The following is a 25,384-nucleotide window of genomic DNA, read 5'->3' on the forward strand; positions in this document are numbered from 1 at the left end:
CCATTAAGCCGGTAGTTGGTGGGTGACATGGCTCGGAGAGGCTGCAACCTCTGCCGGGCCTTTTGCTTTCATGGCCGCGCGAATGGCGCGGACAATCTCACTGTTTTGCGAACTGGCATTCTCCTGCGCTTGAGCCTCAATGAAGGCTTTGGCGTCGGCGGGAAGCCGCAGTGTCGTGCTGAATTTCGTCATGCTCCGTTTACCTCTTGTTAGTAGCACGGTGATACCAGTACCATTGTGCTATGATTGACGTCAATGGGGCGATAGCACAGTGCTATCTTTTTTTGGGGAAACGCAGATGACGAAGAAGCCCGGGAGAGGCTCGGAACAGTTCATGGTCCGTTTGCCGGACGGCATGCGTGAAGCTTTGAAAGCAGATGCTGAAGCCAGCGGGCGCTCGATGAATGCCGAGATTGTCGCTCGGCTAGAAGAGCATCCAGGTCTCCTCCGAATGGCGCAGCAGTTGCAATACTGCTCGATGGAACGAGTGCGCCTTGAGCAAGAGCTGGCTGACACGAAGCGCTACTTGACCGACGCCGTCAACGAACTGCAACGCGCGCTCGCCGCGCCAGATGGCGCCGCTGAGGCCTTGGCGCGCAAGGACCAACAAATCGCAGAGTTGGAGAGACTTGTTGCCATATTGCAGGAACAGTCTTCCAAGCTCAGTGCTGCATGTGATCTGTATGCTAGGACGCTCGACATATTCGAGCGCACCCTGAACGAGGCCGCCGAGGGTGATGATACCAAACTGAAGCGTTTTGTAGAGGGATCGAAGATCGCGCGCGAGGAGGAAAGATTGGCACGCGAGAAGGAAAAGCGAGGCGGTGGCGATGATGAATAGCTGACGCACTCCCGGCGACGTCATGAGGTCCAGCCGAGGGGAGAGTGCTAGCCGCTCGGCCCGGTAGGGCTGCGATCTGATCAGCGGTTCATCCCGATACGGTATATCGCCGATTTGCCCGAGCTTGACAAGCTCGGCTCCACCTTACCCGCCAGCGTTCATCTGACGCTCGACCTCGCCAGCAGCGCACGAAAAAGCCCGCCGGTTAGGGCGGGCTGGGGGAGGAGGTGGTTAGAAGGGTAGCTTAGGCTGCCAACGGTTCAAGTCGCCTACGAACCTTGTCCAGAACGTCGCGCTCGCCACCATCCCACGCGGCCATTGCAAGCTCGCTGTTCAATGCCTTGGCCTTCGTCTGCTTTGAGATTTTCGAGCCGGCTTCCTCGATGATTAGGAATGGCACGATCCCGCTGATCTTCTTCAGCTCGATTTCTTTGGCGAAAAGTATCGCCTCAAGCGCCTTCTGCTCGCCGATGCCGGGGAAAATGGCGGCTGTCCTACCGTCGCGATGCTTTATCACTATATCGACGGTGTAGTAGGCGAGGGCGGGGATGGGCGCTTCCCCTGTCGTTATGGTCGCCTCGTCGCCAAACTCTTTCTTCAGCGCTGAAATCAGATCATCGCGAAAGGTCTTCGCCGTTCGTTCCTTGGTCGTGAAGGTTAAGTCTTGGAGGCGGGTCAGGAAGGACAGGAAGCGGATCGCCGCGACCCCGACGCTATCAGCGGGAAGCCAGTCCGTTTGGAACTGGGCCTCGTCTATATCCAGCAGCACGCCGTATTCCATGCACAGCGCCTGGATAAGTTCCATTCGCGCCGGGGTTGATGTATCTACACCGCTGGTTTCGAGATCAAACAGACTTGACCCGCTGTCTTCGAGGCGAACCAGATCACCCTTCTGGCGCACATAGAAAGCAAGGCGGTCGCCATTCAGCCAAAGGACGGATGTTGCAATAGCCAAGCCCATGGGAACATCACGAACCGTGATCCCATCGCAAAAGGCTTTGCAAATCTGGTCTTTCAGCGTCACACTAATCCGCCCTTGGCCTCGAATCTATACCTCTGCGCTGCCTTTGTAAGCGCGTTGTCCTCATTAACCGTAAACATCGTGGCGGCGGCGGCGCTGGGTGCTGCTTCCTTCATGACGAAGCAGTCTCTATCGCGAAGCACCCCCTCCATTACGTCCTCAATAGTACCGCTGGCAAAGTGGCAATGCCATCCCTTATCGCCAATGTGCAGTTCATGGTGACAAAGCACCTTGACTGATCTGTCGGTGTCGACTGACATGTAGGCGTGGTATCGGTCCGTTTCGGCGTTGAGGCGGATCAGCACCCGGCAGTGAAAGCCAAGGGCGTCAAACTCGCACATGCGCCATTTCCAGGCGCCTCCAGTCGGGATTGAGCGCGGGCGGTTGATCGGGAAGCTGGACGGAGGGATTTTCCCCTCTTTCCACGGCCCCACCTCGAGATTGCTTTTCTCCGCCCGAATTAGATCGAATACGCTAGTCGTCATCCCCCGGCCCCTCCCAAGGGCTATCCCCTAAACCGCTTGCCCTTCAGCCCCTTCGGCTTGCCTGTCTCCGCCACCATGTGCGTTTGAGCCAGGACTTCGATCCAAGCTGCTGCCTTCGGCGGAATTTCAATCTCTCCATCCATCCAGGCTTCGACAAGCAACAGGTCGCACTCAAGCACCCGCGCCAGCGTGTCCGGCGTCCAGCGGATGATCGCGAGGCATTCGGATAGGCGTTCAGGTGTCATGAGTGTCTCCCCTGCGCCAATCCAACCAAATTTCCCCGCTTGCCACAATCTCAACCGGCGTTTCTTTTCCGCTCACAATGAGGTGCTAACGCCCTTCCATTTGCCGCTCAATCTCGGCTGCAATCTTGTCGGCGGCGGCAATCAGCACAGAATCGAGCCGGTGCGTGTAGCGTGAGGTGATCCCGCTGCCGGAGTGCCCCAGACAACTGCCAACGGTCGAATCGGTAAATCCAAGGTCGGCCCCGACGCTGGCGAACGAATGCCGGAGCACATGAGGGGTAATGCCCTCTAACCCCGCTGCCTTGAACAGCCCGCGATAGAAACGCTTGATCCCAGCATACGGCCTGCCGTCGAGCGTGGCGGCCGGGAAGACATACGGGTTATCTGGATGCCGGTTCAACCGCGCCAACACAGCACGCGCCGCAGCGCCCAGCGGGCGGACAGACTTCCCGGTCTTGCTGTCTTCGAGTTGCAGCACTTCCCCGGCCAGATCAACTTCGGTCCATTTGAGATTTTCCACCTCCCCTATCCGACAGCCGGTCAACGCTGCCAAACGTAGAATGCCAACACCCTGCCACGGCTTTGTTTCGTCGGCGGACGCAGCGTCAAGCGCCCTGCCGAAAGCCTTGAACTCATCCGGGCTCAGGCGACGGTCGCGCTTGCCTATTGCTGGCTTGCGCACTCCATGTGTCGGGTTGGTCTCAATGATGCCGTCGCCCACGGCATACGAAAGGATCGAGCCGAGAGCGGCAACGGTTCTGGTCGCCGAACCGGAGCCGCCAGCCACGATCACTCTTCCTCGCAACTTGCCGGACAGCTGCTTCGCCTTCGCACTCTTCCCCGACTGCACGTCTCGGATGAATTTGACGATGTCTGCACGCTTCAGGTCGATTACTAGGCGCCGACCGATAAGCGGCTTGATATGGGCCTCGGCCATGCTCTTGTCGGTGGCAAGTGTGCTGGATTTTTTCGGCTTCCCTCCCCGGCCCAGGACGTGCCCCTTCTCGGCCTCTTTGAAATACTGGTCGACCAGTTCGGAGACAGTCAGCGACTTACGGCGGGTGCGGCGTTCGAGCTGCGGATCTTCGCCTTGGACGGTACTGCCCAACGTCTTGATCGCCAGCTTACGAGCCTCTTCGGTCGTCAGGGGGCCATGCCGCCCTATGGTCATGCGCCGACGGGCACCTTCAGCCGACCGGTAGTCTACGACGTAAGACCGAGACCCGCTTGTGTTGATCGAGACGCCAAACCCCTTCAGATCAGAACACCAGATGGTGTACTGTTTGGCCTGCGGTTCGGCCCTATCGACAACCGCCTTCGTCAGTTTTGGCACTCACCCGACCCCAACACCGCATCAAAAACTCACCATATACTCACCACGAAATCGGAAACTTGGGAAGCCCGGAGAAAACGTCCGCCAACAATAGAAAGCAATTGTCCTTTTTGAATCAGCATGTTAGAAAAGACTGGAAAATTTCTGGAAACCCCGGAAAACACCTTTTGATCACATTCGTAATGATGGGGTCAGGTGTTCGAGTCACCTAAGCGGCACCAGCCATCCAGTTGAAACACGCACTGTTTTTTCACGACGTGAAGCATCCTGCGACGTGAAGCATCCTGCATTGAAAATGCGGCCGGGGCGTCACGGCGTTCGAATTGTCGCCGCTTGCTCCATATCGACGTGCCGTCATTATGTCGACGCAAGGTCCGCGCCAACATCGTGGGCGCAGCGTGTGGCGCCCTGTTCATAAGGGGCATACATGCCGTCGGGGTACGGGAGGCGGCGAGCGGTCATTCCGCCGATCGCTCAGATCCCATGCCATTGGTGAGCCGCACCAGCACGTAGGTCGATGCCAGGATTGCGCTCGCTCCCATCCATTGAATGGGTGTCAGCGTTTCACCAAGAAACACATAGGCAAGCCCAACTCCGAATATGGGAATCACGTTGAAGTAGCTGCCAGCGACTGCTGCCGGGACCGAGCGGAGAGCGGCGATGTAAAGCCAATATGCGGCAGCATAGTATAGAAGGCCGGATACTGCTGCCGTTGCGAGGATGCCTGGAGGGATAGTCTGGAAGTCGTCCACCGAACCGAATGGGGTACGGACGAGCAGCAGAGCAACAGCCCAACCTAGCCCAGCCGTCTGCTGCAGGGCCACGGTGAACACTGGGTCGACGCTTTCGACCAGCTTTCGCGAAAACACGGTGTAGACAGCACAACAGAGGACCGCTCCCAGCAGCAAGAGTATTCCCTGGGGAGCAGTTACGTCTCCGAGACCGCCGAAGACGTTGGCCACCAAACCAACCCCCAAACCGCCGAGCAGCATTACCAGGAGCAGCCGCCAGGTGACTTTCTCTCCGAGAACCAGCGCAGCCAGGCCAAGTATCATCAGCGGCTCGGCGGCCCACAACAGCGTCGAGACGCTCGCCGACACGCTGGCAAGGCCCATCAAGTTGAGCGTGTAGGAAATGCCGGGGTTGAGTACGCCGAGAGCGATCAGCGGAAGCCAATATGACTTCGCGGGAGCAGGACAGGCTGTTGCAAGAACGGCAGCCCACAGGAACAAGGCACTCGGCGCAAGCTGGACGACCAGCAGCGTAACCGGGTTGATTGACGCAAGCAGTGCCTTGTTCAGGACGGTTGCAGCACCCCATAGGGCACATGCAGCAACCAGCAGGACAGCAGGAGGAAAGCGCGGTGAATGGCGCATCTCAGTGGACTCCAGAAGCGGTTACGGAAAAGCGGCAGATGCGGCGAACGGGCTAGCGCCCGGCGCAGTTCTCCGCGTCGCAATGGTCGTAACCGGGTCTTCTTGGAGGCCTAGCCATCCGTCTCTAACCCATCATTCAGGATCTTCGATTGTTAGCACCTGCGGCAGGGGCCATCAACCTGTCGGGTTTTCCGCCTAGCTACAGCACGGCTGGCCATCGCCTTTCGCGGGGCCGCAGCAGGCAGCGGTGGCCTTAGCCTGTTCGACCAGCCAACGGTCTCGCGGCTTGCAGCTCGCCGCCCCGGGCGGACAGCTGGACATGCACATCACCTTCCTGGACGAGCGGCATCGATGCCTGGTGAAGCTGCATCGGCGCGATGCCGTCGCTTGCCTCAAAGGTCAGCTTGGCAGTGGGATCGAGCGCCACGTGTTCGCTGACCTTGCGTATGATGATGGCCGAGAACTTTCGGCGGGCATGCGGGTCCGCTCGTCCTCGTTCGGTGTCGAGGGACGAAACGCAGGAACCACTCAGGCTCAAGGGCAAGCAGTTCAGGGCATAGAGCCCGCGCCCGGGACGCTTGATGGGTGGCCCCGGCTTTCCACCGGGGCCTTATTGCAGGCCGATCTCTACGGGTGCAATGGTACGCCTGTCTCAGGCGAATGCGCCGTTGCGCACTTACGATCCGACAGTGACGACGAAGTGTTTCGTCACTGGCTCGATGATCTTCCAAGTGCCCTTGAAATCCGCTTCCACGACAAACGCGTCGCCCGGCCCAACCTCGACAGGCTCGCCGCCGTCTGGAGTGATGACGATACGGCCCGAGATCATGTGGACGAATTCGTAATCTGTGTAGCTTGCGTGGTAGGTGCCCGGGGTCGCTTGCCATGTTCCCGACAGAACCTTGCCGTCCTTGGTCTTGTGCTGGACGGCGGTCTTCATCGTCGGCTTTCCTTCGACCACCACCCATCCCGGCAGATCGTTGACGTCGGCATTTTCCACTTTGCCGAACTTGAGGACAGTGTTGTGTGCCATGGTAAAGAACTCCCATTTATCAGACGCTTCTCAATAGCCGATGTATCATTGACAGGCAACTTAGTTTCCTACCATTTAATTTTCTTGAAGGTCTTGCGCCGCCGAGGAGAGGCGCAAGTCCCGGCACTTGCGGCGGCGATCGAGATCCAGCGGACGCTGGCAATCGCGCCTGGGCTGGTGGGGAAAGCGGAAGATCCAAGAGCCAAGCTGTCATCCAGGGAACGCGCGCGACAGGCTGGCCACGCGCTCGACCGATCAGGCGAAGCAACTCCTTATGCTTTGCGCCGCACCGATCGCAGACGAGGCCGGCGATCTTTCGAACCACCTAAGCGGCAACCGCTTCCCCCGAGAAAACTGGACAATCGACAAGCACGCGGCCCATGCGCCTCCTGATGGCGCAGAATCGGTCGCAGACATTGCTGTGACGGAATTAGGCGGCCAAGGTCTGCGCAAGCACGCGCCCGATGGCGGCATTGCGTTCATCCATCGATGCAGCTGGCAGTTTGACCCAGCGCAAAGAAGCCACCGCCGGACTTGCTATGGTCTTTCGGTCGGGTGCAACACCCTCTGTTTGCACTTGATCCAACCTCGCCCGCGCTGCCTCCCCATTCGGCGCGGGCCTTTTCGTTCGCTGTCCGGCTGTCTCTGTCTCCGGCGAAGCAGGCCACGCTTGGCTGCGACGTTTGCCACATCGGGGCAACCGCGGGCATCTTGTTTGCGCTAGCGCAAAGAAGACGCAAGACGTTGGGTCATACTGCCGGCAGGCCAACCGGAGAAATGCTCGTGCCTGACGCCAATCAAGAAAGCTCCCTTCTGCCGATGCTGGTTGCCGGGCTCGTCCTGGTGGCGGTCGGCGGCATCGCCATCATGATGTTCGTCTGACCGGCGGCCGGGACCCGCGAGACGGAACCCACGCAAAGGCGGGGCGTATCCGCCATATTGCTGCCCTGCATGTGAGCCGGCGGATATGCCGGAGCTCAGGCGGAAATGCCAAGGGCCCGCCGGTGGTACCGGCAGGCCCCTATGTCGGAGCGATGGCGGGCGGGGGTGTTGGGTCGCTCCGTCAACAGGAACGTAGCTGTGAGGCTTCGGTTCCCGAACTCAGAAACGGCAGCGCAAGCCGCTTGTATCCGCGTTCATTCAAGCTGCATCACCCGCCAATCACCACGCGGAACGCATAGCGACAGGGCGGCCGCCGCAAGGCCTGGCTGCCATAGCGGTTTGAACTCAGGACGCAGTCTGCCGGAGGCGGGCGATCAGGGCGACAAGTTCCGATTGGCGCCCGGTGCCGGTCTTGGCAAAAATGGAGCGGAGATGCGATCGCGCCGTCTCATAGCTGACCGACCGCAATTCGGCGGCTTCGCGAAGCGACATGCCATCGGCCAGCATCGAGGCCAGCATCGCCTGGGACTTGGTCAGGCCGAATGTTTCGGCCACATTTTCGGGTTCCGATATCTTCGATTGATCGAGGTCTTCGATCAGGCAAACGCCAACCGAGTGCGAGAAGATGTCGAGAAGGTTGCCGCCGAGACGCTGGATACGCAGCAGGATCGGCCGCGCGGCATCCCTCTGGATCACGACCGGCTTGGCGAGGCTAGGGTCCAGCCATCTTTCCGTCAGCACGGCATTCATGCGCGTCTTGATCAGGACGGTTTCGGCATGTGTCCGCGAACGGAGTTCACCTTGCGAAATCTGCAATTCGCGCCCGAGGCTTGCGCTTGCGGCAGCGTTCGTGGCCGTTACTCTCCCAAAGCGGTTGAAAAACACCGCCCCCATCCTGGCCATCTGGAAGGCTTCCACCATGCCGTCGATTTTCTGGCTGGCAATGTTCCACATGATGGAGGCGGAGACCATCAACCGGTCCCGCATGGCGCGGAAAATCCGCTCGTCCTCTACGTCGAACGGGTCCTCGTCCAGGCGCCGGTGCAAGGTGAAGCAGACCAGGTCGCTGGGGTTGGAGAGGCCTATGATGCAGGTGCGGCCAATGCCGTATTTCGACTGGGCGCGATAATATTCCTGCTTCTTGAAATCTTCGCTGGTGGTGTAGTGCTGTTCCAGAACGGTTCCCTGCAAGGCCAGCAACGGCAATGCGCGAAGGCGCCACTCCCTCTTGTTCCAGCCGCCATCAAAGTAGCCCTCGAGGGCTGGCTGGAGGCTGTCAGTCATGACCACCCCACCGGGGAAACAGCCATGCAACGGCACGATGTTGACCCCGAAGGCGCCCGTAGCTTCGGCCACCTGGTCGAGAATGCGCGGCCACAAGGAAGGGTCGACGGCAGCTTCGAGAGTTCCGTCGAGCGCACGATCCAGTTTGGCTAAGTCAATTCGCATGGGCATGCAGAACAGGCGCGAGTTCTATTTTCCAATACATACATCAATACGTCGCAGGAAATCGAGACAGCTGCGGTGCGTGTTCGGACTCGATTTGCCCCGGCCGCGATGAATACCCAGATGCTCCCGCCGGCATTTTCTTCCAGCCGATGCCGGCACTGCACGCGGACGGATCTTTCTGCCGTCCATGGAACTGTCCGTCGTTTCGGGAATTGAATCGTGAGGCAGCGTTCAGGAGCCCCACATCATGCCGACGCCGTTGCAGCCGCGCCAACCGAGAGAAGATCAAAACAGCTTCGAATACTTCTTTGCAGCGGCGGTCATGATCGCCGTTGCGGCAACGCTTCTCAATGCAGCGGCGGCGGATTTCATGCTGGCCATATTGCTGCTGCCCTAACCGCACGAGGAGCGGGAAAGCCGCTTGCCGCTATGGACTGGTCGGATTGGTTCTATGTCGCCGTGGCATTCGGCACAGTGAGCGCGGTGCTTTGGCAACTCGGCTACTAATGGCTGGTGGGTCGCACGCGGCGCGCCGCCTCTTCGTCGCGAACATGTCGACGTCGCCTTGAGCTTTGCAATTGCCGCCTATTGCGCGCAGGCCCGGACAATGCCCGGGCCTGCGGATTTGCACGCGCCCGCGCTAGGCTGATTTCACCAGCCTCAGCAGCACGAGCAGGATCACAGCGCCGATGGTCGCATGGAGGATGGCGGCTATGATGCCGGCCCCCAGGCTGATGCCGATGGCCGGAAACAGCCAGCCGGCAATCAGCGCGCCGACGATGCCAACCACGATATTGCCGATCAGGCCGAAACCGTAGCCCTTGACCAACTGGCCGGCGAGCCAGCCGGCGACGGCACCGACGATAAGGAAGACGAGCAGGCTTTCGATACCCATGTGATCTCTCCTGGTTTGTGCCGTTTGGAGGTCAGGCTACGGCAGTGGTCTGGTCTTCGACGGCAGCGCCCGGTGTATTCTTCTTGATCGACTCGATCGCCTTCAGCGCCGACGCCTTGGCCGCGTAGCCTTCGGAGCTGAACATGACCTCGCCATTGGAAGCCCTGAAGCGGAAGCGAAACTCGCCGCCCTTGTCCTTGTAGACCTCGAACTTATACATCGCATTTCCTCGTAATTACCGGTTCGCGACTCACGCCGCTGACGAATCGTCGCACAGGCTGGCGGCGAAAGTCCATCGCGGTTGCAAGGGCGCTGTGCCGACACGCTGCAGGCGTGTCAGGCGTCCCTGTCGGTCAGGCAGATGTGGCAGCAGCCCGTGCCGTGGCCGGGCGTCCAGGTGGCATTGTTGAAGCGCACGCCGGTCGCCTCGAACAGGCCACGGTCGAAAGCGCCGGCGATCCGGCACAGCGTCGCCAGCCTGTCGTCGCCGACATCTGCCGCCACCCACGCGTCCTTCAGCGGACAGCGCTTGACCTTGAAGGCGATGTGGCTGTCGCTGCGTTCGACATCGGTCGGGTACATGCGTCCGTCATCGGGGCTGACGGCCAGGAAGGCTTCGCCGATGGCGCGCGCGTCGTTCGGCCCGAACTGCGCGAACGCCACCTCGGCGACTTCGCGGCCGCGCCGCTCGATCGCCCGCACCAGCACTTCCTCGGCCTTCGCCTCGCCCAGCTCGGCCGACAGCTCCTCCAGCATCAGCCGGTAGAGGTCGGCGCGGTTGCGGAAGGCGGAGTCGAGTTCCGCGGCGAGCTTTTCCGCACGTATCGCAAGTTCGGTCACGAAACAGTCTCCTTGATAGCCGGCAGCTCCGGCGTGGCGACCACCAGCGCCCGGCCAGTGGCGGAGGCGGGTGCGGCGATCACCGCTTTCGCCTCGCCCTGTTCGACGATGCGTCCGCCATCCATGATGGCGATGCGGTGGGCGATCGCCCTGACAGCACCCAGATCATGCGAGATGAAGAGATAGGCGATGCCCTCCTCCGCCTGCAGTTCCCCAAGCAGGCGCAGGATGTCGCCGCGCACCAGCACGTCGAGCGACGCCACGGCCTCGTCGAGCACGATCAGCTTCGGCCTTGAGGCAATCGCCCGGGCAATGGCGACGCGCTGGCGCTGCCCGCCCGAGATCTCGTGGACCCGGCGACCGGCGAGTTCTGCCGACAGACCGACACGCTCGAGCAAGGCAGCGATGGCCTTGGGGCGCGTGGCTCGGTCGGCGATGCCGTGGATCCGCAGCGGATCGTCGAGCAGGCGCGCCACCGTGGCGCGCGGGTTGAAGGCAGCGAGCGGGTCCTGGAACACCATCTGCAGTTTCGGCCTGACGGCGCGCAGCGCGGCACCGCGCAGCCTAAGCAGGTCCTCGCCATCGTAGCGGGCGTCGCCGGCGTCCGGCTCGACGAGCCGGAGCAGGATGCGGGCGACAGTCGACTTGCCCGACCCCGAGGGACCCACCAGCGCCAGTGTCTCGCCGGCTGCAATTGAGAAGGAAACACCGTCGAGCGCGGCGAAATCCCTGTCGCCGCGACGGTAGCGTTTCGACAGCCCGTCGACTTCGAGCAGCGCGCTCATATGCCAGCACCAGAATGGGCCTCGAGCCCCAGATGCGCGGCAAGCAGCGCGCGGCTGTAGTCGCTCCTGGGTTGGGCGACCAGTTCGACAGTCGGCGCCAGCTCGACCATGCGGCCGTGGCGGAACACGGCGATGCGTTCGGCAAAGCTGGCGGCGAGCGCGATGTCGTGGCTGACGAAGATCAACGCCATGCCGTCCTCGGCCACCAGTTCGCGGATCAGTGCCACGATCTCGGCCTGGACGATGGTGTCGAGCGCGCTCGTCGCCTCGTCTGCGATCAGCAGCCGCGGCCGCGCTGCGATGGCCGCGGCAATCGCCACGCGCTGCTTCTGCCCGCCGGAAAGCTGGTGCGGATAGGCATGCGCCAGTACCGAAGGCTCGGGCAGCCTCACCCGGTCGAGCAGTTCGACTGCCAGCCGCATTGCCGCGCGCCAGTCCATATCGAGATTGGCATGCGCCACCTCGGCCACCTGCTTACCGACCGACATGACAGGGTCGAGGCTCGACCCCGGGTCCTGGAAGACGAAACCGATGTCGCGACCATTGCGCGCCGGATGGTCGAGACCCGGCCACGCGATTGTTCCTTCCAGCGTCGCCGTTTGCGGCAGCAGGCCGGCAATGGCCCGTGCCAGCGTGCTCTTGCCCGAACCGCTCTCGCCGATGACGGCCAGCCGTTCGCCGGGGGCCAGGTCAAGGTCGACGCCTTCGAGCGCCGCCGCTGTGGCGCCGCTGTAGCGCACGCCCAGTCCACGCAGCGAAAGCAGCGGGCTCATGCCTGCCCCTCCCGCGCCGCGGTGCTTTCGATCACGCCCTCGCTGGCGAGGTAGACGCCGAGCACTGAGAGCACCAAGGCGATGCCGGGTATGACCGAAAGGAAGGGCGCCGAGCGCAGCACCGCCCTGCCCTCCGCGATCATGCCGCCCCAGGTGACGCGGTTGGGGTCGCCGAGGCCGAGGAAGGATAGCGCCGCCTCGGTCAGGATCGCCGCTGCCACTATGACCGAGGACAGCGCCAGCACCGGCGGCAGCGCATTGGGCAGCACCTCGCGGAAGGCGATCTCGATGGGATGCATGCCGATGACCCGCGCCGAGGCGACGTAGTCGCGCTCGCGGATCGACAGCACTTCGGCGCGGGCGATACGCGCCGGCCCGGTCCAGGCGCTGAGCGCGATCGCCGCCACCACCACCGAAAGTGAAGGCCCGACGACGCTGACGAGTGCCAGCGACAAGAGGAAGCCCGGCACCGTCTGGAAGGCGTCGGCGATGCGCATCAGCACCTCGTCGACCAGCCCGCCGGCAAAACCGGCCACCGTGCCGACGACGCTGCCGACGAGGATCGATGCAGCGGCGGCGGCAAGGCCGACGGCCAGCGAGGTGCGCGCGCCGTGGAACAGCCCGGCCAGCACGTCGCGGCCGAGCCTGTCGGTGCCGAGCGGCAGCGCCCAGTCCTGGAAAGGCCGCAGCAGGGGCTGGCCGGCGATGGCCAGCGGGTCGCCGGGAAACAGCAAGGGCGCCGTCAGCGCCATCGCGCCAAGCAGGCCGAGGATGACGAAACCGGCGACGGCCTCGGGCGAACGGAACAGGCGGCTGAGGCTCATGCGTTCGCCTCGCTGGCGCCGACGCGCGGGTCGAGCGCGGCATAGGCGATGTCGACGAGCAGGTTGATGACGATTACGAGCACGGCGCTGACAAGGATAATGCCGATCAGAAGCGGCGTGTCGCGCGACCCCACCGCCTCCTGCGCCAGCCGGCCTAGGCCCGGCACCGAAAACACGCTTTCGATGACCACGCTACCGCCCAACATCTGGGCCGACTGCAGGCCGAGCATGGTGACCAGCGGCAGCAGCGCATTGCGGGCGACATGGCGCAGCACGATGCGGCGCCGGCCGATCCCCCTGGCGCGCGCGGCGAGGGTAAAGTCCATGCGCCAGACCTCGGCCATGCCAGCGCGCATCATGCGCAAGTACAGCGCCAGATAGATCAGGCCGAGGCTCGTCACCGGCAGCACCATGTGCCGGGCAATGTCGAGCGCGCGGGCAATACCCGTCTTGCCGGACGCGATGGTCTCCATGCCCGACAACGGCAGCCAGCGCAGCTCGACCGAGAAGACGATGGTCAGCACCAGCGCCAGCCAGAATCCTGGCACGGCATAGAGCGCCAGAGAACCGATCGACAGCAGCCGGTCGCGGGCGCTGCCCGGCCGCGCGCCGGCGAGGATGCCGAGCGCGGTGCCAAGTGCGAAGGACAATGCAGTTGCCGCCCCCATAAGCAGCAGCGTGTTCGGCAGCCGCTCCAGAACGACTGACAGCACCGGCCTGGAAAAAGCGACCGAATGGCCGAGGTCGAGATGCAACAGCGCCCAGAGATAGGCGGCAAGGCGCGTCATCGGCGAAGCATCGAGCCCCCAGCTCTGGCGCAACGCCTCGATCATGCCGGCGTCGCCGCCGACGGAGGCGACATAGGCGTCGACCGCGTCGCCGGGGGCGGCCTCGAGCAAAAGGAAGGAACCGACGATCACGATCAGCAGCACCGGGATGCTGCCAATCAACCGGCGCCGGAGAAGGCGCAATGCGCGGTTCATGACCTACCCTCCCCCTTGTGGGGAGGGGTCAGGGGTGGGGGTGAATTGAGGCACTGCGACTTCCAGGGGCATGCTCAGTAACGGGTCATCATCCCAGCTCAGGCGATGATGTCACGTTTCGACATAGGTGTCCGCCCAGTTCGAAACCGCCCAGCGCGGGTTGTTCGACACGTTCTTCACCGTGTCGCGCGCCACTGTGATGAAGCCCCACTCGGCAACGTTGATCAGCGGCAGGTCGGCCGCCACCTTCTTCTGGAACTCCTTGTAGAGCTCGATGCGTGCCGCAGGATCCAGCGTCTCCGCCGCCTTGGCGATCAGCGCGTCGAGCTCATCGTTCTTGTAGCCGCCCTGGTTGGAGAACGGCACGCCGTCGGGGATACCCGACTGCACCAGGATGGTTGTCGAGATCGCCGGGTCGCCGCGGAACACCGGCGGGGCAATGGCGATGTCGAAGGCATGGTCGGTGTAGACCGCCTTCTGGTGCGCGGCCGAGTCGTTGTTGACCAGTTCGGCGTCGATACCGACGGCAGCCAGCGCCTGGCGCAGATAGTCGCCGAACTGCTTGGTCTCGTTGAAATAAGGCGCCGGCAACAGTTTCAGGGCAAAGCGCTTGCCGTCGTCCTTTTTCGGATAGCCGGCCTCGTCGAGCAGCGCATTGGCCTTGGCGACGTCGAAGCCATAGGTCGCAACATCAGGCGTGTAGAACTGTTTGTCGTTCTGCGGCACGATGCCGGTCGCCGGCTTGGCGTAGCCGAGGAAGATCGTCTTGACGACGAAGTCCTTGTCGATGGCATGCGCGATCGCCTGGCGCACCTTGAGGTCGGCGAGTTCCTTGCGGCGATGGTTGATCTCGACGACGAGTTGGTAGGTCAGTGCCTCGTATCCTTCCGTGATCACCTTGATGCCGGGCACCTTGGAGATGCGTTCGAGGTCGGCCAAAGGCACGGCGGAAAACGCGGCAAGCTGGATCTCTTCGGCCTCCAGTGCGCCGGCCGCCGCCGCGCGGTCTGGCAGCACGCGATAGATGATCTCGTCGAGTTGCGGCTCGTTCTCGCCCCAGTATTTGTCGTAACGCTCGAGCCGGTAATATTCGCCCGGCTTGTGCTCGGCAAACTTGAACGGCCCGGTGCCGACGGGCGCATTGTTGGCCGGGTTCTCGGCGATGTCCTTGCCCTCGTAGACATGCTTGGGCACGACCGACGTCAGCGCCGGCAGCGCGTTCTTGATCAGTTGCAGCGGGGTCGGCTTGGAGAACTTGAAGACGGCGGTGTGTTCGTCGGGTGTCTCAACCGCCTCCAGGTTCTTGAAGACGACGCGGCCGAGGTTCTGCAGAGGTTTCCAGACGTTGAGCGCCGAAAACGCCACGTCGGCCGAGGTGAACGGCTTGCCGTCGTGCCAGGTCACGCCCTCGCGCAGCTTGAAGGTAACAGTCAACCCGTCCTCCGAGCCTTCCCAGCTCGTCGCCAGCCGCGGCTCAAGCCCGCCCTCACCGTCGAACGAGGCCTCGGCCAGCGGCTCGACAACCTTGCTTGCGACGAAGAACACGCCGTTGGAAGCGACGATCGCCGGGTTCAGGTTGCGCGGCTCGGAGTCGGCCGCCACCACCAGCCGCCCGCCTTTCTTCGCCTGCGTCCAGCCGATCGATGGCAAGGCCGTCGACGCCAGAAGGAATGCCGACCCTGCCAGGACCCTGCGCCTGGAAATTTTGAAACCCGCCATATCGGCCTCCATGCCCTCGGCACGGCGACATCGCCGGCCCATCAGATGATGGCCGGGATTATGATCCGGGAAAGCCGTTTTGCGAGAGACGAAATTGGCGTTTTGCAGCGCTGGCCCAAAACATTGTGCTCTTTGCGCGATGCCATGCCGCGCAAACGCCTCGGAAAATGCATCGGCCCGGAAACCGCTGCCGATTTCCGGGCCGATGCATAAGACCGTGCGTCGAATATCTGCCGCCGTTCAGGCGGCCTTCTTCTTGGCCAGGCGGGCGCGTATGCTTTCGACATCGGCGCGCGGCGTCGCCGCAAACAGCGTCTTGGTGTAGCTGTGCTTGGGGTCGGCGAAGACCTCGTCGCGGCTGCCATATTCGACCGCCTCGCCGAAATACATCACCATCACCTCGTCGGCGATGTAGCGCACCACACTGAGGTCGTGGCTGATGAAGACGTAGGTCAGCTGGAATTCGTCCTGCAGGTCGGCGAGCAGGTTCAGTACCTGTGCCTGCACCGACAGGTCGAGCGCCGAGACGGGCTCGTCCAGCACCAGCAGCTTCGGGTTCAGCATCAGAGCACGCGCAATGGCGATGCGCTGGCGCTGCCCGCCGGAGAACATGTGCGGATAGCGGTTGTAGTGCTTCTCCTCGAGCCCGACCTTCTTCAGCAGCGTCATCGCCCGGTCGCGGCGTTCGTCGGCGGGCGTCTTGGTGTTGATGACCAGCGGCTCGGTCAGGATGTCGCCGATCTTCTGGCGCGGGTTGAGCGAGCCGTAGGGGTTCTGGAAGACGATCTGCACCTTGCGGCGCATCTCCGGCGTCAGGTCGCCCTTGGCGATGTCGATCTTCTTGCCTTCGATCAGCAGCTCGCCCGACGTCGCCGGATCGATCAGCGTCAGGATGCGGCCGAGCGTGGACTTGCCGCAGCCGCTTTCGCCGACGATGGCCAGCGTCTTGCCCTTTTCGACAGAGAAGCTCACGCCTTTGACGGCGTGCACGGTCTTGGCTTTCTTCAGAAAGCTGCCAGGCACATGGTAGTCGCGCACGATGTTGCGCGCTTCGAGAATGACGCTCATCGTGCTGCCCCTTCAATCTGGTCGTCGACGAACAGTTCGGAGATCGTCGGCAGCCGGTCGCCGGTCGCATTGTCGGGCAATGCCGCCAGCAGCGCGCGCGTGTAGTTGCTCTTGGGGTTCTCGAACAGCGTCAGCACGTCGGCCTCTTCCATCTTGCGGCCCTTGTACTGCACGACCACGCGGTCGGCGGTCTCGGCAACCACGCCCATGTTGTGGGTGATCATGATCAGGCCCATGCCATAGTCCGCCTGCAGCTTCATCAGCAGGTCGAGGATCTGCTTCTGGATGGTCACGTCGAGTGCCGTGGTAGGCTCGTCGGCGATCAGGAGCTTGGGGTTGCAGGCGATCGCGATGGCGATCATCACCCGCTGGCACTGGCCACCCGACATCTGGTGCGGGTAGGAACCGAGGCGCTCGGCCGGGTCGGCGATGCCGACCGCCTCGAACAGCTCGATCGCCCGCTTGCGGCGCGCGGCTCTGTCGAGCCCCAAATGCATGCGCAGCACTTCCTCGATCTGGAAGCCGACGGTGAAGCACGGGTTGAGGCTGGCCACCGGCTCCTGGAAGATCATGGCAATTTCCTTGCCGATGATCTTGCGCCGCTCGTTGGCCGACATCGACAGCAGGTCGCGGCCGTTGAAGGTCAGTTTGTCGGCCGTGACCTTGGCCGTCCAGGGCAAGAGGCCCATCGCCGCCAGCATCGACACCGATTTGCCCGAACCGGATTCGCCGACGATGGCGAGAACCTCGCCCTCGTGAACCTTCATCGACACGCCGTTGACCGCCCGGAAGGGGCCGGAGGCCGTCTCAAATTCGACGACCAGGTTTTCGATTTCAAGAAGTGCCATGTCAGGACCTCTTCAGCTTCGGGTCGAGCGCGTCGCGCAGGCCGTCGCCCATCAGGTTGATCGCCAGAACGGTGATGAGGATCGCCACGCCCGGGAGCGTCACCACCCACCATTTGCTCTGGATGAACTCGCGGGCCTCGGCCAGCATCGTGCCCCATTCCGGGGTCGGCGGCTGCGCGCCCATGCCGAGGAAGCCCAGTGCGGCGGCATCGAGAATGGCGCTCGAAAACGACAGCGTCGCCTGGACGATCAGCGGCGCCATGCAGTTCGGCAGGATCGTCTTGAACATCAGGCGGATATGGCCGGCACCGGCCACCTTGGCGGCGACGACGTAGTCGCGGCTCTTTTCGCTCATCACCGCGGCGCGGGCCAGGCGCACGAAATGCGGCTGGTAGACGAGCGAGATGGCGATCATGGCGTTGACCAGGCCCGGCCCGAGGATGGCCACCAGCACGAGGGCAAGCAGCAGCGACGGGAAGGCCAGGATGATGTCCATCACGCGCATGATGGCGGTGTCGACCCAGCCGCGGAAATAGCCGGCGATCACGCCGAAGACGACGCCGACGACCAGCGACAGCGTCGTCACGATGACGCCGACGAACAGCGAGAACTGGGTGCCGAAGATCAGGCGCGAAAGCATGTCGCGGCCGACGGCGTCGGTGCCGAGCAGGAAGTCGGCGCGGCCGCCCTCCTGCCAGACCGGCGGAACCAGGACCGCGTCGCGGTACTGCTGGGTCGGATCGTGCGGTGCGATCAGCGGGGCGAAGATCGCCAGCAGGACCAGGAAAATGAAGAACACGAGGCCGATGACGGCGCCGCGGTTTTCGGAGAAGTAGTACCAGAACTCGGCCAGTCGCGCCCGGCGGGACGGATCAGTCGAAACGGCGCTTGTTGCAGCAGCTTGAGACATGACGCCCTCCTAGTGCCGGATGCGCGGATTGATGAGACCGTAAAGCAGGTCCACGGCAAGGTTCACCAGCATGATGACGGCGGCGATCATCAGCAGGCCGCCCTGGATGACGGCGTAGTCGCGCCGCGACACGGAATCGACCATCCACTTGCCGATGCCCGGCCAGGAGAAGATCGTCTCGGTCAGGATGGCACCGGCGAGCATCACGCCGACCTGCAGGCCGACCGTGGTGACGACCGGGATCATGGCGTTGCGCAGCGCATGGACGCCGACGACACGGAAGGTCGACAGGCCCTTGGCGCGCGCGGTGCGGACATAGTCTTCCGACAGCACTTCGAGCATCGCCGAGCGCGTCTGGCGCGCAATGACGGCGAGCGGGATGGTGCCCAGCACGATGGTCGGCAGGATCAGGTGGCTGACGGCCGACTTGAAGGCGCCGGCCTGGCCGGACAGCAGCGAGTCGATCAGCATGAAGCCGGTGACGGGCGGGAAGTAGTACATCAGCGAGATGCGGCCGGAGACGGGCGTCCATCCGAGCATGCCGGACACCAGCATGATCAGCAGCAGGCCCCACCAGAAGATCGGCATCGAGAAGCCGACCAGCGCAGTGCCCATCATTGCCTGGTCGGCGAAGGAGCCGCGCTTGATGGCGGCGATCATGCCGGCGGGAATGCCGAGCACGACGGCGAAGATGATGGCGCAGAGCGAAAGCTCGACGGTCGCCGGGAACAGCTCGAAGAACTGGTCGACCACCGGCCGCTTGGTGACGATCGAAGTGCCGAAATCGCCCCGCACGACGCCCCAGAGGTAGTCGAGATACTGGATGACGATCGGCCGGTCGAAACCGAGCTGGGCGGAGATTTCCGCGTGGCGCTCCGGCGACATGACGCGCTCGCCCGACAGGAGGGCTACGGGATCGCCGGGCAGAAGTCGGATGAATGAGAATGCGATGATGGAAACCCCGACGAATGTCGGGATGAGGACGGCTAGCCGCCCCAATAGGAACCGGAGCATGTCAGACCTTTAAGTGAATGTTCCGAGAAAGGTAAGGGTAGCACAAAATGTGCATTGGGGCGCTTGTCGTCCAAGCGCCCCAACCCAGGTTGGCCATGTTTAGGCAACCTTACTCCGTGATGTCAACTCCGTCGAAGGCGAAGTCGCCGAGCGGGCTCTGGACGAAGCCTTCGACGTTCTTGCGCATCGGCACGACCGACAGCGAGTGGTCGATGGTCGCCCAGGGGGCGTCCTTCTTGAACACCACCTGCGCCTGCTCATAGAGCTTGGTGCGCTCGGCCAGGTCGTTGGTCTCCTTGGCCTTGGTCACCAGGTCGTCGAACTCCTTGTTGCACCACTGGGCGCGGTTGTTGCCGCCGACGGCGTCGCAACCGAGCAGGGTGTCGAGGAAGTTGTCCGGATCGCCATTGTCGCCGGTCCAGCCGAGCATGACGGCACCGTCACGATCCTTGGCCTTCGACTTGTCGAGATATTCGGCCCACTCGTAGGAGACGATCTCGACCTCGACGCCGACCTTGGAGAAGTCGGACTGGATCAGTTCGGCCGCGCGGCGGGCGTTGAGCATGTAGGGACGCGAAACCGGCATCGCCCACACCTTCATCTTGAGACCGCTGACACCAGCTGCTTCAAGTGCCTTCTTCGAGGCTTCCGGATCGTATTTGTCGTCTTCGACGGCCTTGTTATACGACCACATGGTCGGCGGGATCGGGTTGGTTGCCGGGGTGGCAGCACCCTGGAACACGGCGTCGACGATCGCCTGCTTGTTGATGGCCTGGTTCAGCGCCTTGCGGACTTCCGGCTTGTCGAACGGAGCCTGGGTGGTGTTGTAGGCCAGGTAAGCAACGTTCAGGCCTTCCTGCTCCATCACCTTCAGGTTCGTGTCGGCCTTCATCGCGGCGACGTCGGCAGCGTTCGGGAACGGCATCAGGTGGCATTCGCCGGCCTTCAGCTTCTGGTAGCGAACCGATGCGTCAGGGGTGATCGCGAAGACCAGGTCGTCGATCTTCTGCTTGCCGCCCCAGTAATCCGGGTTGGCCTTGTAGCGGATGATGGCGTCCTGCTGGTAGGCGACGAAGCTGAACGGACCGGTGCCGAGCGGCATCTGGTTCATCTGGTTCATCTTGCCGTCGGCCTGCAACTTGTCGGCATATTCCTTCGACACGATCGAAGCGAACGGCATCGCGATGTTGGCGAGGAACGGCGCTTCCTTGCGGGTCAGGGTGATCTTGACCGTCAGGTCATCGACCTTCTCGACCGACTTGATGACTTCCGGGAAGCCCATGCCGGCAGAATATTCCCACGAAGCGCCGGTCACGTACTTGTTCCAGGGATTGTCGGCCTTGAGCTGGCGCTCGAAGGAGAAGACGACGTCGTCGGCGTTGAAGTCACGGCTCGGCGTGAAGAACTCGGTGGTCTGGTACTTGACGCCCGGACGCAGCTTGAAGGTGTACTCCAGGCCGTCGTCGGAGATCGTGTAGCTCTCGGCCAGGCCCGGCTCGGTCTCGGTCGTGCCCTTCTTGAACTCGAGCAGGCGGTTGTAGACGGTGTGCGCAGCAGCGTCGAAAGTCGTGCCGGCAGTGTAGAGGCCCGGATCGAAGCCTTCCGGCGAACCTTCCGAGCAGTAGACGAACGTCTTGGCGCTCGCCGCACCGCTGAGGACGGTTGCAGCCAGCAACGCGGCCGCAAAGGTCGTTTTTTTGAACATTGAACACTCCCTATGATTTTTCCCAAGCCCTACCCGTCAGGCTCGCAGGCGCGCATATAAGCACCGTTTATTCAGCTTTGGAACTCCCCGCCTACGTGCCCTTTGGTAAGCAGAATAATTTACCCACAGATGACTTGAAGACAGTCTGTTTTTTTCGAAGTTTCATTACCGGGCAGTCGATTTCAACTTTGCCGACGCTTCATCAGAAACCGCTTTATCAGCGTCCGCTACGCCATATCCCGTCCCGGTCGCGATATCGGGCCGGCCCCGTCGTGGCCGGGTCCAGCCGTGCCAAAAAAAGCGCAATTCGTGTGTCTAGCTGACGTTGGGTGATACTTGCCGTTAACGTCAGGTGGCAATACAAACAACTACAACATGCCCCGACGCGGCACTGTTCTTGCGGCGCTGCGACTGATCACGAGGGCGAATGCCGGCGGTCCATCAAGCCGGAAAAACAAGAACAACGTGGGAGGCTGCATTGGCTAAATCTACCGGCAAGGCGCGTACGGCAAACACCGCAACGAAGACGGCGGCCACCAAACCCGCCGGCAAGGAAAAGCCCGAAACCAGAGCAACCGCCAAGCCTGCCGCGCCGAAGGCCGAGGCCGCCAAATCGACAGCCCCGGCAAAGCCCGCCGCCAAGCCGACAGCTCCCGCAAGGAAGGCCGAGGCGAAAGCCGCCGCGCCAGCAGCCAAGGCGAAGGCCACGCCGGCAAAGCCCGCCAGTGCCAAGCTGGCAACGCCGAAGCCGGCGGCAGCCAAGGCAAAGCCGGCCGAAACCAAGCCTGCTGCTGCCAAGGTCGAACCGGTAGCGACCGCGCCTGCTGGCAAGGTCGCACCTGCGAAGGCCGCGCCCGCCAAGTCTGCGACCAAGCCGGTGGCTGCGAAATCCGAATCCACCAAAGCCCCGGCCAAGCTTGCCGAAATGCCGAAGCCAGCAGCCAAGGCCGCGGCGCCGGCAAAGACCAAGCCAGCCACGATGGCTCCCGCTGCATCAGCGAAGGCGAAACCTGCCGCCAAGGCTTCCGCGGTGAAGGCCGCCACCAAGTTTCCGGCGGCAAAGGCCGAGCCGGCTGCCAAGGCAGCCACCAAGCCCACTCCGGTCAAGGCCGGCGCCAGGCCGTGGCTGAAGAGCTACCCCGCCAACATGGCGGCCGAGATCGCGCCGCTGGCCTACCAGTCGATCGGCGACCTGCTCACCGCCGCCTGCCAGACCTATGCCGGCCGTCCCGCCTTCTCCTGCATGGGCAAGTCGCTGACCTATGGCGAGCTCGACCGCATGTCGACGGCGTTTGCCGCCTGGCTGCAGTCGAAGGGCCTCGCCAAGGGCGCGCGCGTGGCGATCATGATGCCCAACGTGCTGCAGTACCCGGTCGCCATGATGGCGGTGCTGCGCGCCGGCTACACCGTCGTCAACGTCAACCCGCTCTACACCCCGCGCGAACTCGAGCACCAGCTCAAGGATTCGGGCGCGGAAGCCATCATCATCCTGGAGAACTTCGCCACCACGCTGCAGGCGGTCGTCGCCAAGACCGGCGTCAAGCACGTCGTCGTCGCCTCGATGGGCGAGATGCTCGGGCTCAAGGGCGTGCTGGTCAACCTGGTCGTGCGCCGCGTCAAGAAGCTGGTGCCGGCTTGGTCGTTGCCCGGCCACGTCACGTTCATGGCAGCGCTCAAGGAGGGTTCGGGCAAGAGCCTCAAGCCCGTCGCGGTTGCTCCCGACGACATCGCCTTCCTGCAATATACCGGCGGCACGACCGGCGTTTCCAAGGGCGCGATGCTGATCCACACGAACGTGCTGGCCAATGTCGCGCAGCTGGCGCTGTGGGTCGAGGACGCCTACACGGTGCGGCCCAAGCCGCCGCACCTGACCTTTGTCTGCGCGCTGCCGCTCTACCATATCTTCGCGCTGACGGTGAACGCGCTGATGGGCATGCAGCAAGGCGCCCTCAACGTGCTCATCCCCAATCCGCGCGACATCCCCGGCTTCGTCAAGGAACTGGGCAAGTTCAATTTCAACATCTTCCCCGGCCTCAACACGCTGTTCAATGCGCTGACCAACAACGAGGATTTCCGCAAGCTCGACTTCAGCGGCCTGATCCTTTCCCTCGGCGGCGGCATGGCCGTGCAGCGGCCGGTTGCCGAACGCTGGAAGAAGGCGACGGGCAACCACATCACCGAGGGCTACGGCCTGTCGGAGACCTCGCCGGTGGCGACCGCCAACAAGTGCTCGTCGCCCGACTTCACCGGCACCATCGGCCTGCCCCTGCCCTCGACCGACATCGCCATCCGCGACGAGGACGGCAACGACATGCCGCTCGGCGAGGTCGGCGAGATCTGCATCAAGGGACCGCAGGTGATGGCCGGTTACTGGAACCGGCCCGACGAGACCGCCAAGGTGATGACGCCGGACGGCTACTTCAAGTCGGGCGACATGGGCTTCATGGACGAGACCGGCTTCACCAAGATCGTCGACCGCAAGAAGGACATGATCCTGGTCTCGGGCTTCAACGTCTATCCCAACGAACTCGAGGACGTCGTCGCCCAGCATCCCGGCGTGCTCGAGGTCGCGGCCATCGGCGTGCCGGACGAGCATTCGGGCGAAGTGCCCAAACTGTTCGTCGTGCGCAAGGATCCCGACCTCACCGTCGAGACGCTGATCGCCTACTGCCGCGAAAACCTGACCGGCTACAAGCGGCCGAAATACATCGAGTTCCGCACCGAGCTGCCGAAGACCAATGTCGGCAAGATTCTCAGGCGCGAACTCAGGGGGTAAGTTTCTGCTCGATCGCGATGAACGCAGCCACCGTGGAGAAGTTCTCCACGGCGGCCACCTTTTTGCTGCTCTTGTTTTGGTCCTTCTGGCGCGGCTCACTTCCTCATTTTCATCGAAGACACCAAGGCGCGGGTGCGAAGGATTGGAGCGTTCCCTGAGAATAGCGGAACCTTCACGGCATGGATCCCCGGGTCTCCACAGTTCGCTGCGCTCCTGCTCCGCCCGAGGATGACGAAGGCGTTGGGGCTTTGCGGCTAATCGCTGACGCCGGTGAATGGCTCCAGGTGCTACTATTTATTGGCCACCCACATTGAAAGTTGGCGCGACAAATGTGCCTTCGTCATCCTCGGGCGGAGCAGGAGCGCAGCGAACTGCGGAGACCCGGGGATCCATGCCTTGAAGTGGCAGCTGCCGCTGCGGTCCAGAATCAACGCCCAGCGCATCCCGAAACTGTCATCATCTGTCAGCAATCCGTGTGGATAGACCGTCCCCGTTTTTCCACCCCCTCTCCGCCTCCCGTATGATTCCCCTTGCGATCTTCCACGGGACTCCGGTGCGCACCGGGCAGCGGGGGGGAAGCGCCGGTGCCGGGCTGGCAGGAGGTCGGATCTCCTGCTGGGTGATGAGCCCCCAAGTCCGGGCCTTGCGGCGGCTGGCGGTGAAAGCCGAGGCGACTGAGCGGGGCAAGAACATCGGGCGGGGCGCGAACGTCGCGCCACATAATTACAATCGGAAGGCACGGCCTCGCGCCCCGCTTCCCGAACCTCAAACAATAGCCAGACCGGAAACGGGGTGTGGCAAGGCGAGAACCTGCCTTCTCCCCTTGTGGGAGAAGGTGGATTGGCGCGCAGCCCAAACATGCAAGGGGGTGTTGGAAGAAATGAGAGGCGACAATAGGAAACATTGGTGGGCACCCGGAAGTCGAGCTCCGTCCAACACCCCTCATCCGACCTCCCTTCGCTCGGCCACCTTCTCCCACAAGGGGAGAAGGGGCTTATGCTCCGCCCACCTTCTCGCCGAAGGTGGAGAAAAACTGCCCGGCCAGCTTCTTCGACGTCGAAGTGATCAGGCGGCTGCCGAGCTGGGCGATCTTGCCGCCGACATCGGCCTTGGCCGCGTATTTGAGGATGGTCGCGTCAGGACCGTCCTCGGTGAGCGTGACATCCGCGCCGCCCTTGGCGAAGCCGGCGATGCCGCCCTTGCCCTCGCCTTCGATGGTGTAGGAATGCGGTGGCTTGAGGTTCTTGAGCGTGACCTCGCCGGCGAAGGTCGCCTTGATCGGGCCGATCTTGAGAACCACCTTGGCGGCCATTTCGGTCGGCGACGACATCTCCAGGCTCTCGCAGCCGGGAATGCTCTCCTTCAGGATCGCGGGATCGTTCAGCGCCTTCCAGACCACGTCGATGGGGGCTGAGATCTTCTCTTCGCCTTCGATCACCAGAGCCACGGCAAATCCCTCCCAAATGAACTGACCAAACGAGGGGTAACTCAGCAAATCGGGCTTGTCCATCGCGTCGGAGCCAAGCCAGACGGCACCCTCGGTCGGCAGCCACGGCGCACGCTCCGCCATCGCGCTTGT

The 25,384-nt window shown here is 62.8% G+C and carries 27 protein-coding genes; 4 read left to right on the forward strand and 23 right to left on the reverse strand.

All coding sequences use genetic code 11. The features are described from left to right. Positions 1 to 3: 3 nt before the first annotated feature. Positions 4 to 192, reverse strand: coding sequence for an Arc family DNA-binding protein (locus O1Y97_RS23560; RefSeq protein ID WP_108609412.1), 189 nt, complete (start codon positions 190 to 192; stop codon positions 4 to 6). Between the two features lie 106 nt (positions 193 to 298). Between O1Y97_RS23560 and O1Y97_RS23565 the strand changes: the two genes are divergently transcribed. Continuing rightward, entirely contained in the window at positions 299 to 841 is a 543-nt protein-coding gene (locus tag O1Y97_RS23565; RefSeq protein ID WP_108609413.1) for an Arc family DNA-binding protein, read from the forward strand. A 244-nt stretch (positions 842 to 1,085) separates the two neighbouring features. Here the strand turns inward: O1Y97_RS23565 and O1Y97_RS23570 are convergent, their stop codons facing one another. From O1Y97_RS23570 to O1Y97_RS23605, 8 genes are all read right to left on the reverse strand, one after another. Continuing rightward, positions 1,086 to 1,865: a DUF1828 domain-containing protein gene (locus O1Y97_RS23570; protein ID WP_108609414.1), complete on the reverse strand. Its 780-nt coding sequence runs from the start codon at positions 1,863 to 1,865 to the stop codon at positions 1,086 to 1,088. After that, entirely contained in the window at positions 1,862 to 2,347 is a 486-nt protein-coding gene (locus O1Y97_RS23575; RefSeq protein ID WP_108679485.1) for a hypothetical protein, read from the reverse strand. The genes O1Y97_RS23570 and O1Y97_RS23575 overlap by 4 nt, the downstream gene beginning before the upstream one ends. 20 nt (positions 2,348 to 2,367) lie before the next feature. Beyond that, positions 2,368 to 2,592, reverse strand: coding sequence for a hypothetical protein (locus tag O1Y97_RS23580; protein ID WP_108609416.1), 225 nt, complete (start codon positions 2,590 to 2,592; stop codon positions 2,368 to 2,370). 85 nt (positions 2,593 to 2,677) lie between these two features. After that, on the reverse strand, positions 2,678 to 3,925 hold the full coding sequence (locus tag O1Y97_RS23585; protein ID WP_108609417.1) for a tyrosine-type recombinase/integrase: 1,248 nt from the start codon (positions 3,923 to 3,925) through the stop codon (positions 2,678 to 2,680). 458 nt (positions 3,926 to 4,383) lie between these two features. Next, a complete protein-coding gene (locus tag O1Y97_RS23590) occupies positions 4,384 to 5,301 on the reverse strand; it encodes a DMT family transporter (protein WP_318762595.1) in 918 nt (305 codons plus the stop codon). Between the two features lie 253 nt (positions 5,302 to 5,554). Beyond that, positions 5,555 to 5,839 carry a hypothetical protein gene (locus O1Y97_RS23595; protein WP_404801230.1) on the reverse strand — a complete coding sequence of 95 codons (285 nt, stop codon included), beginning with the start codon at positions 5,837 to 5,839 and terminating at the stop codon, positions 5,555 to 5,557. 138 nt (positions 5,840 to 5,977) lie between these two features. Further along, complete coding sequence (locus O1Y97_RS23600; protein WP_108609419.1) at positions 5,978 to 6,334, reverse strand: cupin domain-containing protein; 357 nt, start codon at positions 6,332 to 6,334, stop codon at positions 5,978 to 5,980. 1,227 nt (positions 6,335 to 7,561) lie between these two features. Then, positions 7,562 to 8,500, reverse strand: coding sequence for a helix-turn-helix transcriptional regulator (locus O1Y97_RS23605; RefSeq protein ID WP_318762596.1), 939 nt, complete (start codon positions 8,498 to 8,500; stop codon positions 7,562 to 7,564). A 24-nt stretch (positions 8,501 to 8,524) separates the two neighbouring features. Between O1Y97_RS23605 and O1Y97_RS23610 the strand changes: the two genes are divergently transcribed. Together O1Y97_RS23610 and O1Y97_RS23615 are read left to right on the forward strand one after the other, a co-directional pair. After that, positions 8,525 to 8,653 (forward strand): hypothetical protein, encoded by a 129-nt coding sequence (locus O1Y97_RS23610; RefSeq protein ID WP_256371646.1) that lies wholly within the window; start codon positions 8,525 to 8,527, stop codon positions 8,651 to 8,653. Between the two features lie 259 nt (positions 8,654 to 8,912). Then, entirely contained in the window at positions 8,913 to 9,062 is a 150-nt protein-coding gene (locus O1Y97_RS23615; RefSeq protein WP_183264069.1) for a hypothetical protein, read from the forward strand. 243 nt (positions 9,063 to 9,305) lie between these two features. On the opposite strand, the gene O1Y97_RS23620 is transcribed toward O1Y97_RS23615, so the two are convergent. The 13 genes from O1Y97_RS23620 to O1Y97_RS23680 form a co-directional block, all read right to left on the reverse strand. Continuing rightward, complete coding sequence (locus O1Y97_RS23620) at positions 9,306 to 9,560, reverse strand: GlsB/YeaQ/YmgE family stress response membrane protein (protein WP_108609422.1); 255 nt, start codon at positions 9,558 to 9,560, stop codon at positions 9,306 to 9,308. A 31-nt stretch (positions 9,561 to 9,591) separates the two neighbouring features. After that, entirely contained in the window at positions 9,592 to 9,780 is a 189-nt protein-coding gene (locus O1Y97_RS23625) for a YegP family protein (protein WP_108609423.1), read from the reverse strand. Between the two features lie 116 nt (positions 9,781 to 9,896). Further along, entirely contained in the window at positions 9,897 to 10,400 is a 504-nt protein-coding gene (locus O1Y97_RS23630; protein WP_318762597.1) for an L-2-amino-thiazoline-4-carboxylic acid hydrolase, read from the reverse strand. Further along, positions 10,397 to 11,185: an ATP-binding cassette domain-containing protein gene (locus O1Y97_RS23635; RefSeq protein ID WP_318762598.1), complete on the reverse strand. Its 789-nt coding sequence runs from the start codon at positions 11,183 to 11,185 to the stop codon at positions 10,397 to 10,399. The genes O1Y97_RS23630 and O1Y97_RS23635 overlap by 4 nt, the downstream gene beginning before the upstream one ends. Next, positions 11,182 to 11,958, reverse strand: a complete 777-nt coding sequence (locus O1Y97_RS23640) for an ABC transporter ATP-binding protein (RefSeq protein ID WP_183264072.1) — start codon at positions 11,956 to 11,958, stop codon at positions 11,182 to 11,184. The genes O1Y97_RS23635 and O1Y97_RS23640 overlap by 4 nt, the downstream gene beginning before the upstream one ends. Continuing rightward, positions 11,955 to 12,782: an ABC transporter permease gene (locus O1Y97_RS23645; protein WP_318762599.1), complete on the reverse strand. Its 828-nt coding sequence runs from the start codon at positions 12,780 to 12,782 to the stop codon at positions 11,955 to 11,957. The genes O1Y97_RS23640 and O1Y97_RS23645 overlap by 4 nt, the downstream gene beginning before the upstream one ends. Further along, complete coding sequence (locus O1Y97_RS23650) at positions 12,779 to 13,765, reverse strand: ABC transporter permease (protein WP_318762600.1); 987 nt, start codon at positions 13,763 to 13,765, stop codon at positions 12,779 to 12,781. The genes O1Y97_RS23645 and O1Y97_RS23650 overlap by 4 nt, the downstream gene beginning before the upstream one ends. Before the next feature lie 111 nt (positions 13,766 to 13,876). Then, entirely contained in the window at positions 13,877 to 15,484 is a 1,608-nt protein-coding gene (locus O1Y97_RS23655) for an ABC transporter substrate-binding protein (RefSeq protein ID WP_318762601.1), read from the reverse strand. Positions 15,485 to 15,724: 240 nt separating this feature from the next. Further along, positions 15,725 to 16,552, reverse strand: a complete 828-nt coding sequence (locus tag O1Y97_RS23660; protein ID WP_108609429.1) for an ABC transporter ATP-binding protein — start codon at positions 16,550 to 16,552, stop codon at positions 15,725 to 15,727. Next, positions 16,549 to 17,400: an ABC transporter ATP-binding protein gene (locus O1Y97_RS23665; RefSeq protein WP_108609430.1), complete on the reverse strand. Its 852-nt coding sequence runs from the start codon at positions 17,398 to 17,400 to the stop codon at positions 16,549 to 16,551. The genes O1Y97_RS23660 and O1Y97_RS23665 overlap by 4 nt, the downstream gene beginning before the upstream one ends. Position 17,401: 1 nt before the next feature. Beyond that, positions 17,402 to 18,310 carry an ABC transporter permease subunit gene (locus O1Y97_RS23670; protein WP_108609431.1) on the reverse strand — a complete coding sequence of 303 codons (909 nt, stop codon included), beginning with the start codon at positions 18,308 to 18,310 and terminating at the stop codon, positions 17,402 to 17,404. Between the two features lie 9 nt (positions 18,311 to 18,319). Further along, the gene (locus O1Y97_RS23675) at positions 18,320 to 19,324 is read right to left on the reverse strand and encodes an ABC transporter permease subunit (RefSeq protein ID WP_108609432.1); all 1,005 of its coding nucleotides are present in this window, start codon (positions 19,322 to 19,324) and stop codon (positions 18,320 to 18,322) included. Positions 19,325 to 19,433: 109 nt separating this feature from the next. Continuing rightward, positions 19,434 to 21,029, reverse strand: a complete 1,596-nt coding sequence (locus tag O1Y97_RS23680; RefSeq protein WP_108609433.1) for an ABC transporter substrate-binding protein — start codon at positions 21,027 to 21,029, stop codon at positions 19,434 to 19,436. A gap of 478 nt (positions 21,030 to 21,507) precedes the next feature. Between O1Y97_RS23680 and O1Y97_RS23685 the strand changes: the two genes are divergently transcribed. Further along, positions 21,508 to 23,805 carry a long-chain-fatty-acid--CoA ligase gene (locus O1Y97_RS23685; protein WP_318762602.1) on the forward strand — a complete coding sequence of 766 codons (2,298 nt, stop codon included), beginning with the start codon at positions 21,508 to 21,510 and terminating at the stop codon, positions 23,803 to 23,805. A gap of 994 nt (positions 23,806 to 24,799) precedes the next feature. Here the strand turns inward: O1Y97_RS23685 and O1Y97_RS23690 are convergent. Further along, complete coding sequence (locus O1Y97_RS23690) at positions 24,800 to 25,252, reverse strand: SRPBCC family protein (RefSeq protein ID WP_318764265.1); 453 nt, start codon at positions 25,250 to 25,252, stop codon at positions 24,800 to 24,802. Positions 25,253 to 25,384 lie beyond the last annotated feature (132 nt).

It is taken from the genome of Aminobacter niigataensis (assembly GCF_946995915.1).
Taxonomy (GTDB): Bacteria; Pseudomonadota; Alphaproteobacteria; order Rhizobiales; family Rhizobiaceae; genus Aminobacter; species Aminobacter niigataensis.